Consider the following 13,039-nt stretch of genomic DNA (forward strand, 5'->3'; position numbering starts at 1 on the left):
AAAAAGGGAGAGAGAAAATTTGCTAAAACGATTGTTATTAGGCTGTCTGATACTCTTTATTCTTGGCGGCTGGCTCTTTTTTTTACAAGCTCAGTCCAAGGAACCAACAGCATCCGTCTTTGCTGATAAAGTGGTTCGCCTGCATATTTTGGCCAATAGTGATTCACAGGAAGATCAGGCGATCAAATATAAGGTGCGTAATGCCGTGGTAACTTACTTAACGGAAAAGTTAGCGACAGCTGTAACCAAGGCCGACGCTGAACGGATTATAGCCCAAAATGAGCCGGAGATACTAGCTGTAGCCAATCAGGTTTTGCAAGAGGAGTCGGTGGATTATAGCGCTTCCTTGCAGCAAGGCAACTTTGCCTTTCCGGCCCGTACTTATGGCACACTGCTGTTTCCGGCAGGCGATTATGATGCTGTGCGAATTTTACTAGGCAGCGGCCAAGGTCAAAACTGGTGGTGTGTACTTTTCCCGCCGCTCTGTTTAATTGATGGCTTAGCAACGCCATCGACGTCGCAGGCTCCAGAAGTTTCGACGCAGCAACCAGGCCAGGAGCAACCAGTCATTTACTTTAAAAGCCGCTTTGCTGAGCTATTGACAGGCCATTAACAGGTCGTTAAATTAGCTCGTTGTTTACAAAATTAAATTTTTGTCACGTTCCTATCTTGTCCTTCATATACTGTAGTGAAAAGTGAAGTGGAGGGGGAAATCGTGATCAAGAGTTCGGATCTAAAAGTAAAAGACGTTATTAATATATCGGATGGCAGACGGCTAGGGACAATCAGCGATATTGAAATTGATGTGGATAAGGGGGAATTAACGGCCCTCATCGTGCCTGGCGCTGGCGGTCTCTTTGGTATATTCAGCCGTGGCGATGATATGGTGATTCCTTGGCATAAGATCCATAAAATTGGCCTTGATGTAATTCTAGTAGAAATGACAGCTGGTTCTGATTATAAGAAATTGAATAGCAATGAAAAACTCTAACCAGATAGTAACGGTTAGAGTTTTTTTATATAAATAAGTACATATGTTCGATTTGAGGCAGGGGATTCCTTTATAAAATAGAAATAAATGAATGGAGATACATTTCAAGGAGGTTTTTTGTGAGTAGTAGAATTGCTAAAACACCGGAAACACCATATTATGCAGTAATTTTCACCTCTCTTATGGGTGATCAAGATTTAGATTCATATAATCGGATCGGTGATGAATTAATCAAGGCAGTAGAACGGCAGCCAGGATTTCTTGGAATTGAAAGTGCAAGAGATGCCAGTGGTGTTGGTATTACTGTCTCTTATTGGGATTCACTAGAAGCTATTGAACAGTGGAAAAATGATCAGAAGCATTTAGTAGCGCAAAAAAAGGGGAATGAAGTGTGGTATAAAAATTTTGCTACAAGAATTTGCAAGGTAGAGAGAAATGGGCTATTTAAATAAAGAAATTATTTTAAGATGAGGTGATTTGTATGAAACCAGCTCTTTTAGTCGTGGACGTCCAAAACCAATTCTTTGAAATTAGTCCAGAAACTACAGCTTCATTAAACAAGGCAGTTCACTTTATTAATGAAGCCCTTGTGTTTTTTAGAGAAAAGAAGCTGCCAGTTATTGTTATACAGCATATTGATGAAGCAAATGGTTTAGTTCCTGGTACACCGGGCTTTGAACTACCAGAATCGCTCAATATTTTGCCGACTGATCAGCGTATTCATAAAACCTATGGTAATGCTTTTAATAAAACTGAATTAGAAAAAGTACTTCATGAGCTAAACGTTGATACCGTTATTATTAGTGGGTTTTGTGCCGAATATTGCATCTTGTCTACGTATCGTGGTGCCCTGGACAGAGATTTTACACCCGCTCTATTGAGCTGGACCCTTGCTAGTGTAAATACGGCAAATATTCCTTTTATCGAAAGTATTAACGATACAATTTCGCTAAAGCTTTTAAAAAAAGCATTAGAGTAGATCTGAGTAAGATTGTTTAGTAGCTTTTTATCAAATCAAGCAGTTGGTGTAGTCCGCAAAAATTATGCTATAGCCATAGAAATATAACTCACATTTTATAGCTCATCCTAAGGAATAGGCCAGCTGTTAGAATGTGAGTTTTTTACTTTGTACTAAAGATATTTGGGAGGTATTTGTTTGGAAAATGTAAGTAATGCTTTTGAATGCTTTTTAAAAGAAGATTCAGAACAATCTAAAGCATGATTAGAACCTGTTCAATAACTCGATCAGATCAGTAGCCTTGATTCCAAAACAGAAGAGATTGCTTATATTGCTGTTTTAGCAGCGGTTGGACTATTAAGCGGGCTCCCGTTTATGTAAAACATGCGAAAGAGCTAGGTGCTACCAGAGATGAGATAAAGAGTGCAGTTTATTATCCCTCCCAGCAGTAGGCAATAAGGCGATTGCCTACTGCCGGTAGCGCTAGAAGCCTACGATGGGTGAAATACATATAGTTGTTTTAAAAATAATTTGTTATGAATCTGATAGAGGGGGGGATTTTCTTTAGAAATGGATTTTTATGGACTTTTATAGTGGCTTCAATTTATTATGCCTTTTGGGGGACTTATAAATTAGCTAAAATGAAAAAATGGAAGTGGATAGCCTTTTTTGTGATTTTTATTATAGGGTTTCCATATTACATTTTTCAATCTAAGCCTCATGAACTTACAATTTTAGAGTCCTTATTTATTGGGATTGGCATTTTATTTTGGTTAACAATAGGCTTTCAGATAAATGGGATAGTGGAGCGAGAAAAATCAAAAGATCTAAGGGGAAAGAGTAGTCTTTCTAATTGTTTTTTAAAATACAGATGAAGGATATTTGCGGGTTGCTATTTTGGACAAGATAAGGATGCAAAATTAAACTGGAGTAAAAATCCTACTGAAGTATATACAAATACCCATTTGGTTTCAATGAGTATCAAGATGGATCGACGAGAAATATAAAATGAAAAGAGCTGATTACAGTGATTTCCAATAAAATAGCAGTAATATGGGACTTTGATAAAACATTAGTGGATGGATATATGCAAGATCCGATTTTTGCAGAATTTAATGTTGATGCCAAAGCTTTTTGGAAGGAAGTAAATTCTCTTAGTCAGTTTTATAAAAAGCAAGGCATTGATGTTAATCAAGATACCATATATTTAAACCATTTTATTACTTGTACAAAGCAAGGTCTATTTAGAGGCTTAAATAACCAAAAGCTAAGATCCTATGGTGAAAAACTTAAATTTTATAAAGGAATACCCGAGATTTTCTCTAAAACTAAGGATTTCATTGCTAATGAAAGTAAATATAGGGAATATGACATAAAAGTTGAACACTATATTGTTAGTACTGGATTAATTGAAATTATAAAAGGATCTGTAGTAATGCAAAATGTTGATGGAGTATGGGGATGTCAATTTATCGAAGATGTTAAGCAAACAGACTTAATAGAAAGTAAAAGTTCCGAACTAGTAAATAAAGAAATATCTCAAATTGGGTATGTAATTGATAATACATCCAAAACCAGAGCTTTATTTGAAATAAATAAGGGTTCTAATATTCATGAAGAAATTGACGTTAACTCTCAAATGCCGGAAGAAGACAGGAGAATTCCTTTTCAAAATATGATTTATATTGCTGATGGACCAAGTGATATTCCTGCATTTTCAGTAGTAAAGCGACATGGGGGGAGCACTTTTGCTATTTATCCTCACGGAGATGAAGGCGCGTTTAGACAAGTTAATGAGCTGATAAGGCAAGAGCGAATTGATATGTATGCAGAGGCTGATTATTCTGAAGGAACAACCACTTATATGTGGATAACAAATAGAATAAAGGAAATCGCTGAAAACATTTACAGACAAAACCGTGATTTAATGAGCAAACATCTTTCTCCATTGCCAAAGCATCTAATCTAATAAGCAATGTAAGGATTCGTTATTTATACGATGTTGTTCAATAAATAAAAGAATATAGTTTATACTTGCTGAATATTCTTAATTCCTAATCGAATAGAAGTTTTATCAAAAATATTTTTATGTTACATTGATGTTTTTACTGCCGCTATGGATCAAAATATGGGGATTACAGAGATAATCATCGCTTTTGTAATTATAACTATATGCTGATCAGTGCCGATTGTGGGATATTTGATGATTGCATTTACTTCCTGTAAACAGGGACTACATGATAAGATATTTAATACTTTAGTAATTAAGATCCATTTGTTTTTGGATTGTTCACTTTATCATATTATTTTAAATTAGAAGGCAGGTAGAATTATGGTACTTTATACTATTGGGTCTGGGAAAAAATCTGCTTGTGATTTTTTCGCGTTGTTACAAAAGAATGGAGTAAGACGAATAATAGATATTCGTCTCAAAAATACCTCGCAGCTCGCTGGATATACGAAGAAAGCAGATTTGGAGTATTTTCTCAAAGTCATTGCTAACATAGACTATATTCATATGCCAGAGCTTTCTCCCACAGAAAATCTTATAGATGATTATAAGGCGAAGAAAATAAGCCGGATAGAGTTTGAAAAGGGATATATTACTACTATTAATGCTCGTGAAATTCTATTGAGTCCTGAACTTTTTGACGGTGACTGCTTATTGTCTAGTGATCCTTCGGTTGATCAGTGTCATCGGCGATTGCTCGCGGATTATTTGGTGGCGAAAATTGATGGGCTAGAAGTAATCCATCTCTAGAATCTTTTAGTAGCTCTAGTTGATTATAATTACCATAAAAATGGATACTAGGCAAAATATTGCCTAGTATCCATTTTTACATAGCACAACGTGATATTTACTAGAAGAATAAATGGTTGCATATAAATTCAGTTGCACCGTCCAAGAATTTTAGAATCAAGATTAGAAAATGGAAAAAGAGCCTTTGAGAGATATAAAAAATGTAGTTCACCAATAGAGACTTATAAGTACTCCTATATGATTCACTAGCATCTGTTGAACTTTGACGCTACCAAATGAGATTATCAAAAAAGATTCAAAAGATTGATAGCTATAATAAAAAACTGACGGGAGATAATCCTAGAAGAAGGTTGGTCAGCAAATACTGGATACAGTAGGAGGATAATAAAATGATTAATATTATAAGTCAAGGAAAGAAATTTGCTACAATATTATTTATTCTCGGAGTGATTAATGCATTCGGCTTCAATCCTAGCACAACTTATGCTGCTAAAGCTGCTAATGAAATTGGTATTGTGGATTATCAACTTTTATTATCGCAGGTTCCGGCAACTGCAACAGCACAGAAAACTTTAGATGATGCAGTTGCACAGGCAAAAAGTGATTTTGATACACAAAGTGCTAATATGAATGATCAAGATAAGCAAGCGCTTTATCAAAAAACGCAGCAAGATCTTGACCAAAAAAAGCAAGAACTTATGGGACCTATTAGTGACAAAATTGCGACCGCAATTAAATCGGTGGCTGATGCTAAGGGGATAAAAGCGGTCTTGACTAAAGATAATATTGTTTATGGCGGCTTAGATATAACTAATGATGTAGTAAAAATCATTACTGGAAAATAAGTAAACATTATAAATTAGTAAACATTATAAATTAGTGAAAACGAGACTAGTAATAAAGGTACTGCTATTGAGTCGCAATATATTAAGTTTCATAATCAAAAAGAATCGTATTTGTTAGTACTAGTGAGCATTAGATTTAGATTTAACAGTCAATATTTGTACGGATAAGCCGTCTTTGATCGTAAGAAAAATAACCTCATCCAATAATGGACGGGGTTATTTTTCTTACGGAATCGAAAGCTTGATTGACGGCAGTTTGACTTGAGCGGTAAGAAGAATTTCAAGAGCGTTACGGCAGGTACGTTACTTACGATATTAGATAAAATTATGGTTATTATGGCAAATATTCCTTTGTTGCCAATTACCAATTGACCCATTCCGTTATTTCGTTCCAAGATTTACGCAGGCGAGAATAGGGATTTTCGTTAGGATAGCCAATAGAGACTGCTGCAACAAGTTCATCAGAACGATTTAGCCATGTACATATTTCATTTTGAGAGTAGAATATGTCACAAATCCAAAGACTACCAAGACCACGATTTTGTGCGGATAGAATCATGGTTTGAATGGCTGCCCCGATTGACTGTGTATCCGTCAATAATCTAAAATGGTTGTAATCTTTCTCCACATTAGAAAAAGGATTAAATACTAAAATTAGCAATGGTGCTTGCTTAATTGCATTTATTGTTGATTCACAACTTCCAATATCTAAATTTTGTTGTTTGCGTAAAGTTATGACTTGCGTCATGATTTCTACTAGTTTATTTTTCCCTTCATCTTGTAGGACAACAAATCTCCAAGGCTGGCGATTTTTTCCTGACGGGGCCTTTATCGTTAACTCTAGTATTTCTTCTATTATTTTCTGTGGTATGACTTTGTTTTGAAACTTTCGAATGCTTCTTCTTTGCGTAATTACTTCTTGTGTATCCATTAATTTCCTCCTAAGGCTTTACTGTTAGGGTTTCCTTCTTCTTTAAGCATAAAGAATTGTTGCTTTGGTATAGTAACTATCTCTGGAGTCTGTTTTGGAAGGTACAGATTTTTTCGTGTTTTTCCATTCATGCTTCAGGGGATTGGCTCCTTAAAAAGAAAACGGCATCTGCCGTTAATCTTCACTTTCAATATTTTTATTAAGAATAACTGCTTGTGCGGCAATAGCATCAGTACCATTTTACGGTACTACCACAACACGATCAACCCGATTAGCGATGTAATGATTGTAATGGGGAGTCCTACTTTAAGGTAGTCCCAAAAGCTAATATGGATGTTTTGTCGTTTAGCGATTTCCACGACAATCAAGTTAGCAATTGAGCCAGTAATCGTTAAATTCCCGGCAAATGTGGAGAAGATAGCGAGCATCTTCCACCATAACACTGTATTGTCAGGCGGTAAGAAGAATTTTAAGAGCAGTACAGCAGGTACGTTACTTACGATATTCGATAAAATGATCGTGATTATGGCAAATATCCCTTTGTTGCCAAAGTCAATAAAGCTTGTGGTAGACTCAACTAATACGGTCATTAAGCCGCTGTGTTCTAAAGCGCCGACCATAACAAATAAGCCGGAGAAGATGACCAGCAAGTTAAAGTCAATGCTAGCATAAATTTTATTAGGATTTACGCGACGCGTCATCAGCAGCAAAGCCGCTCCTAGACTTGAGGTGACAGCTAAATCTTTTCCGGCAATATAACCGATTAAGACAAGGGCCAGTACGATCAAACTTTTTATGATGAGATATTTATGATAGTATTCTTGACTGTCATTTTTCGTTTCGAGCTTTCCTTGAAGTTGTTGCCGAAAGGAATAGGCGATGATGAAATAACTTACGAATAAACCGACCAAGGCGATCGGAAAGGCTGTAAGAAAGTAAGACATAAAGCTGATTCCCGATAAGCTGGAAATGAGGATATTTTGCGGATTACCTAAGAAGGTTGCCGCACTGCCAATATTAGATGCTATGGCCAGACCTAGCAGCTGCGGTAAGGGGTTGCAATCTGTTTTTTGACAGATCATGAGCACGATCGGGGTAAATAGAAGGCAAATAATATCATTAATACAAAGTGCCGATAATATGCCGTTGATAAAGATGACGGCAAAAAGCAATTGTTTCTTTGTTGTAACATTTTTTAAAACATAGTTGCCGATGAGTTCGAAAAATCCGGCTACTTTCAGATTGGCTAAAACGATCATCATAAAAAATAAAATGACGATGGTTCTAAAATCGATGGAGTGGATTGCTTGTTCAAAGGTGAGGGCGCCAAAGTCTACCATGAGAGCTGCCGCGATTAAGGCTGCTCCGGCGCGGTCTACCCGGAAAATAGGGCTTCGACCTAAAGAGAAAATGACGAGTACAAATATCGTTAATAGTCCTGCTTGCCACATAGTAAGTAACTTCCTTTATCCTTTTTTATTGAATAGCTGCTACAGTCTGATTTAAGTTTTGCCAGGAACAGCTAAAAACACGACAGTGTTTTGTCGTGTTTTATTATGTCTATTCTACTTTTTTTATTTACGATAATCAATCAAAAATAATTTAAACGTAGGTTTTAAGCGGGAACTTCCGTTTATTTATCTTGACGCTCCTTGAAAACTTTTCTAGCAACGCCGACAGCATTGAGAACCCGTGGAAAGCCAGTATAAGGGATGCATTGCATAAAGACTTCGATGATTTTATTGGGGGCAATCCCCACATTGAGCGCGCCGTTGATATGAACCTCTAACTGCGGTTCGCAGCCGCCTTGTGTTAATAAACTAGCTAAGGTAATCATTTCACGCTCTTGTAAATTCAGTTCATTGCGGCAATAGATATCACCAAAAGCAAACTCAACGATATATTTACCTAGATCCGGCGCGATATCCTGCAGCGCTTGGATGACGGTTTCACCAGCCGTACCATCTACTTCTGCTAATTTTTTCAGACCTTGTTCCATTCGATTCAGTTCCATTGTTCTAACCTCCTGTATTTGGTATACTTGGATTGTAAATGTTAAAGTAAACTTGAAGTCAAGAGGTTTTTTATGAGTACTATTACGAATTATTCCATTGGACTATTTTCTAAGTTAACTCAGCTTAGCGCCCCGACGCTTCGCTACTATGAACAGGAACAATTAATTGTTGTCAATCGCGACGCCTTGGGACGGCGTTACTATACGGCAGCAGATGTAGAGTGGATTTTATTTATCAAAAAGTTAAAAGATACAGGCATGCCGATCAAATCAATTCGCGAATATGCGATCTTGCGCTATCAAGGCGATGCCACGATAGCCCGCCGCTTAGAAATTCTGGAAAAACATAAGCTTGCGGTTATGCAGGAAAAAGCAAAATGGGATGAAAACTTACAAAATTTAGAGGGTAAAATTGCTATATATCAAAGTAAATTGAACGTCAAAAAGCGCTAAAGAATCCCATAAAGGATTTTATAGGAAACGCTTAGAAAAACTTTAATCGAATTGTAGCGGTTAAAGTTTTTTGTGTTTTTTTATTTTTATAGCAGGAAAAATACTATATATGCCGTATAAAAATAAAAGAATATACCAGATCTAGTATACTGATAAAAAGAACGGAGAATTTTAGTTGTCCTTTACGGCTTTTTGTCATAAAATAAGGGGTGGAAAAAATGAAGTGTCCTTACTGCGGCTATGATGAGAGCAGAGTCATTGATTCCCGTTCGGCTGATGAAGGCAGTACGATTCGCCGACGAAGGGAATGTCTAGAGTGTGCGAAGCGTTTTACAACCTATGAAATGATCGAAAAATTGCCGCTTGTCGTCATTAAGAAGAATGGGCGGCGTGAATTATTTGACCGAACGAAACTGTTAAATGGTGTAATTCGTTCTTGTGAAAAACGATCTGTCTCTGTGGATGTAATGGAGAATTTAGTAGATCAAGTTGAAAAAGAAATTCGTAATACGATTGAACGAGAAGTCAGAACAGAACTCATTGGCGAACTAGTGATGCGTCATCTGAAAGAGATTGACCAAGTTGCTTATGTTCGCTTTGCTTCTGTCTATAGACAGTTTGCCGATATTGAGAACTTTATGCAGGAACTGCAGGTTTTGATGAAAAACCAAAAGCAGCAAAGCGAGGAAAAATAGAGCTTATTTCGCTTATCAGGCTAGGAGAGGATTACATGTCATTAAAAGTAAGAAAGCGGGACGGTCGGGAAGTCCCCTTTGATGAGACTAAAATTACGGAAGCTGTCTTTAAGGCTGCCCAAGCTGTTGGCGGCGCCAATCGTCAATTGGCTGTAGAAATTACCTTAGAAGTTATGCGGTATATGGAGAAAAACTCGGTTGAAGATGCTTTTTCGGTGGAAGAAATTCAAGATGCCGTAGAAAAGATTCTGATTGAAAAAGGCCATGCTAAAACAGCGAAAGCTTATATTCTGTATCGGGCCAGACGAAATCGGATTCGTGAAGGTAAATCGGATCTTATGGATGCGGTCGCGGAAATTCTGGTAGAGACAAGTCGGGAAAATGCCAATGTATCCAATTCGCCGTCCGCAAAAATGCTGCAAATCGCCAGTGCCGCGAGTAAGGCTTATTATTTAAATCGACTGATTCCGGAAAATATGGCGACAGCTCACTTGCGCGGGGATATTCATATTCACGATCTTGATTTCTATGGGAAAACGCTGACTTGTGTCCATATTCCTTTGGGAAGATTGCTCAGAGAAGGCTTTAATAATGGTCACGGCTATATTCGACCGCCCAAGCGGCCTAGTTCGGCCACGGCTTTAGCTGCGATTATTTTGCAGAGTTCGCAAAATGACATGCACGGCGGACAAAGTTTTGCTTTTTTTGATCGCGATATGGCGCCCTATATGGAAAACGCTTCTGATACGGAAGTCTATCAAGCGATGGAAGCTTTGATTTATAATTTGAACAGTATGCATTCTCGTGCCGGAGCGCAAGTCCCCTTTTCCAGTTTGAATTTAGGTCTTGATACTTCGCCTGGCGGACGCGCTGTGATTCGAAATATTTTGCTTGCCTATGAAAAAGGGCTGGGGCACGGCGAAAATCCGATTTTCCCCAATATTATTTTCCGTGTTAAGGCGGGTGTGAATTTCAGCCCTGGTGATCCGAACTATGATCTCTTTAAACTGGCAATTCGTGTAGCGGCGCAACGGCTCAATCCTACTTTCAGCTTTATGGATTCTTCCTTTAACTCCGAGTATGGCGATCAAGTGGGCTACATGGGCTGCCGGACTCGAGTAATGGCGAATCGCCGCGGTCCAGAAGTTACAGATGGACGAGGAAATCTAAGTTTTACTACGATGAATTTGCCGCGGCTTGCCATTAAAGCCAAAGGCGATGTAATGAAGTTTTACCAAAGCTTGTCATCGCTGATGGATTTAGTAGCGGAACAGCTTTATCACCGTTATCTCGTGCAGGCGGCGCTGCGTGTGAAAGATATGCCCTTTTTAATGGGACAAGCTTTATATCTTGATTCGGAGAATTTAAAACCGCAGGATCGCATTGAGCCAGCTATTCGACACGGTTCTTTATCGATTGGGTTTATTGGGTTGGCTGAAACTTTAACGGCTCTTACTGGCAAGCATCACGGCGAAAGTGAGGAAAGCCAGGTTCTTGGTGAAGAGATTGTCGCCTTTATGCGTGATAAAGCTGATAAGTTTGCTGAGCAGTATGATTTGAACTATAGTCTGTTGGCAACACCGGCAGAAGGTCTGTCAGGACGTTTTGTCCGGATGGATCACAAAGAATTTGGCATCATTCCTGGGGTAACCGATCAAGAATATTACACAAATTCTTTCCATGTGCCAGTGCATTATGAAATCAGCGCCTTTGAAAAGATTCGGAAAGAAGGCATTTATCACAAATATTGTAATGCCGGTCATATTAGTTATGTAGAATTTACGTCGCCGCCAGTGAATAATTTAGGGGCGATTGAAGAAGTAATCCGTCATATGGCGCGTTGCGATTTTGGCTATGCCGGAATTAATTTTCCTGTCGATTTTTGCGAAGGCTGCGGTTATCTTGGCGTGATTGAAAGTGACGCTTGTCCTTCCTGCGGGATTTCGACTGTTCATCAGATTCGGCGCAGTGAAGTATGAAAGGAGAGTTAGGTAAAATGATTCGCTTTGCCGATATTATTGGAGAGTCTGTTGTCGATGGTTTAGGTATTCGCGTAGTCGCTTTTTTACAGGGGTGTCCTCGGCACTGTTTTGGCTGTCACAATGAAGCGTTGCTTTCTCCGGAAGGCGGCAAGAATATGACGGAAGAGGCGCTGGCTGAACTTATTTTGGCAAAATTGTCGCCGATTCATCGGGGAATTACGTTTAGCGGCGGCGATCCTTTATGGCAGGCTGATGCTCTTGAAAAAGTGATTTCTCTTGTGAAAGCGAAAAAGCCTAATATCGATATTTGGCTCTATACGGGCTATGTTTATGAAGAAGTAGCGGAGCTTCCGCTGATGAAGCAGATTGATGTACTCATTGATGGTCCTTTTGAAATGGCGCAAAAAAGTCTGTTGCTACCCTTTCGCGGTTCGGCCAATCAACGTGTCATTGATATGAGACAAACGCGAGTCCATGGCAGTGTCGTTGAGTTTCGTTTTGACGAGCAGGCTGCTGTCTAACAGAGAAAATCTGGTGAAGGAAGTGGATGGTTATGGCGAAAATTGCTGCAAAAGCAAAACGGCTGCGTGTGTACATTGGTGAATCCGACCGGCATCAGCGGACGGCCTTATTTGATGCTATCGTCAAAAAAGCCAAAAAGCTTGATTTGGCAGGCGCCTCTGTTTTTCGCGGAATCGAAGGGTTTGGCGCCAATAGCCGAATTCATAAAGCGACAATTGTCGATCTATCTACCGATTTACCTGTGTTAGTGGAGATCATTGATAGCGAAGAATATATCGCGAAACTCTTGCCTTTTCTTGACGAAGTCATGGATGAAGCGAAAGGCATGATTACAATCGATGATGTAGATATTATAAAATATGGTCCGAAACCGCCGCGCTAAGGATCTTGGCTGAAGAAGGGGATGGGCATGGAAAAACTTTTGCTTGTTTTTGTTGGCGGTGGAATCGGTGCTTGCTCGCGGTATCTTTTGTCACAGTTTGCTGCGGGGAAATGGGGCGTTTCGTTTCCTTATGGTACGCTACTGGCAAATGTAATCGGCTGTTTTATTATTGGTTCCTTTATGGCGGCTGCTACGGAACGATATATTGTAAACCCGCAGTGGCGTTTGCTCGTTGTAGTGGGTTTTGTTGGCGGTCTTACAACCTTCTCATCTTTTAGCTATGAAAGCTTTAAGTTGTTGCAGGAAAGTGGTTTGAATCAGGCAATGGTTAATATTTTACTGAATATGCTGGTAGGCTTTTTCGCTACGTGGCTCGGCATGTTATGGATTCGTTTCTTATAAGGCTTAGAGGGAGTTTACTTTCAAGGGAGAACAGGCCGGAATTTAATTTCTGGCCTGTTTTCTTTGTTTATAAGATGTCTTAGGCGCTGTTTCGCCTGTGAAA

Annotated in this window: 16 protein-coding genes; 13 read left to right on the plus strand and 3 right to left on the minus strand. The window is 38.8% G+C overall.

The window, feature by feature from the left end:
- Window positions 1-19: 19 nt before the first annotated feature.
- The 7 genes from spoIIR to AC0NJP_RS02510 all read left to right on the plus strand — a co-directional run bounded on the left by spoIIR (window position 20) and on the right by AC0NJP_RS02510 (window position 5,555).
- Window positions 20-613, plus strand: coding sequence for a stage II sporulation protein R (gene spoIIR, locus AC0NJP_RS02480; RefSeq protein WP_474038433.1), 594 nt, complete (start codon window positions 20-22; stop codon window positions 611-613).
- A gap of 102 nt (window positions 614-715) precedes the next feature.
- Window positions 716-991: a YlmC/YmxH family sporulation protein gene (locus AC0NJP_RS02485; RefSeq protein ID WP_474038434.1), complete on the plus strand. Its 276-nt coding sequence runs from the start codon at window positions 716-718 to the stop codon at window positions 989-991.
- A gap of 119 nt (window positions 992-1,110) precedes the next feature.
- Complete coding sequence (locus tag AC0NJP_RS02490) at window positions 1,111-1,443, plus strand: antibiotic biosynthesis monooxygenase family protein (RefSeq protein WP_474698654.1); 333 nt, start codon at window positions 1,111-1,113, stop codon at window positions 1,441-1,443.
- Between the two features lie 29 nt (window positions 1,444-1,472).
- Window positions 1,473-1,970, plus strand: coding sequence for a cysteine hydrolase family protein (locus AC0NJP_RS02495; protein ID WP_474038436.1), 498 nt, complete (start codon window positions 1,473-1,475; stop codon window positions 1,968-1,970).
- 1,006 nt (window positions 1,971-2,976) lie between these two features.
- Window positions 2,977-3,918, plus strand: a complete 942-nt coding sequence (locus AC0NJP_RS02500; RefSeq protein WP_474698655.1) for an HAD family hydrolase — start codon at window positions 2,977-2,979, stop codon at window positions 3,916-3,918.
- A gap of 363 nt (window positions 3,919-4,281) precedes the next feature.
- Window positions 4,282-4,710: a DUF488 domain-containing protein gene (locus tag AC0NJP_RS02505; RefSeq protein WP_474698656.1), complete on the plus strand. Its 429-nt coding sequence runs from the start codon at window positions 4,282-4,284 to the stop codon at window positions 4,708-4,710.
- A gap of 389 nt (window positions 4,711-5,099) precedes the next feature.
- On the plus strand, window positions 5,100-5,555 hold the full coding sequence (locus AC0NJP_RS02510) for an OmpH/Skp family outer membrane protein (protein WP_474698657.1): 456 nt from the start codon (window positions 5,100-5,102) through the stop codon (window positions 5,553-5,555).
- Between the two features lie 361 nt (window positions 5,556-5,916).
- Here the strand turns inward: AC0NJP_RS02510 and AC0NJP_RS02515 are convergent, their stop codons facing one another.
- The 3 genes from AC0NJP_RS02515 to AC0NJP_RS02525 form a co-directional block, all read right to left on the minus strand.
- Complete coding sequence (locus tag AC0NJP_RS02515; RefSeq protein WP_474698658.1) at window positions 5,917-6,486, minus strand: nitroreductase family protein; 570 nt, start codon at window positions 6,484-6,486, stop codon at window positions 5,917-5,919.
- A 248-nt stretch (window positions 6,487-6,734) separates the two neighbouring features.
- A complete protein-coding gene (locus AC0NJP_RS02520; protein ID WP_474698659.1) occupies window positions 6,735-7,937 on the minus strand; it encodes an ArsB/NhaD family transporter in 1,203 nt (400 codons plus the stop codon).
- A gap of 182 nt (window positions 7,938-8,119) precedes the next feature.
- A complete protein-coding gene (locus AC0NJP_RS02525) occupies window positions 8,120-8,500 on the minus strand; it encodes a carboxymuconolactone decarboxylase family protein (RefSeq protein WP_474698660.1) in 381 nt (126 codons plus the stop codon).
- A gap of 72 nt (window positions 8,501-8,572) precedes the next feature.
- Between AC0NJP_RS02525 and AC0NJP_RS02530 the strand changes: the two genes are divergently transcribed.
- From AC0NJP_RS02530 to crcB, 6 genes are all read left to right on the plus strand, one after another.
- Window positions 8,573-8,953 (plus strand): MerR family transcriptional regulator, encoded by a 381-nt coding sequence (locus AC0NJP_RS02530; protein WP_474698661.1) that lies wholly within the window; start codon window positions 8,573-8,575, stop codon window positions 8,951-8,953.
- A gap of 218 nt (window positions 8,954-9,171) precedes the next feature.
- The gene (nrdR, locus tag AC0NJP_RS02535) at window positions 9,172-9,648 is read left to right on the plus strand and encodes a transcriptional regulator NrdR (RefSeq protein WP_474038444.1); all 477 of its coding nucleotides are present in this window, start codon (window positions 9,172-9,174) and stop codon (window positions 9,646-9,648) included.
- A 35-nt stretch (window positions 9,649-9,683) separates the two neighbouring features.
- Window positions 9,684-11,627: an anaerobic ribonucleoside-triphosphate reductase gene (nrdD, locus tag AC0NJP_RS02540; RefSeq protein ID WP_474698662.1), complete on the plus strand. Its 1,944-nt coding sequence runs from the start codon at window positions 9,684-9,686 to the stop codon at window positions 11,625-11,627.
- The gene (gene nrdG, locus AC0NJP_RS02545; RefSeq protein ID WP_474038446.1) at window positions 11,624-12,151 is read left to right on the plus strand and encodes an anaerobic ribonucleoside-triphosphate reductase activating protein; all 528 of its coding nucleotides are present in this window, start codon (window positions 11,624-11,626) and stop codon (window positions 12,149-12,151) included. The genes nrdD and nrdG overlap by 4 nt, the downstream gene beginning before the upstream one ends.
- Window positions 12,152-12,183: 32 nt before the next feature.
- Window positions 12,184-12,534, plus strand: coding sequence for a DUF190 domain-containing protein (locus AC0NJP_RS02550; protein WP_474698663.1), 351 nt, complete (start codon window positions 12,184-12,186; stop codon window positions 12,532-12,534).
- Window positions 12,535-12,561: 27 nt separating this feature from the next.
- Window positions 12,562-12,936, plus strand: a complete 375-nt coding sequence (crcB, locus tag AC0NJP_RS02555) for a fluoride efflux transporter CrcB (protein ID WP_474038448.1) — start codon at window positions 12,562-12,564, stop codon at window positions 12,934-12,936.
- The last annotated feature ends 103 nt before the right edge of the window (window positions 12,937-13,039 follow it).

This window comes from Pelorhabdus sp. sgz311002, assembly GCF_056134285.1.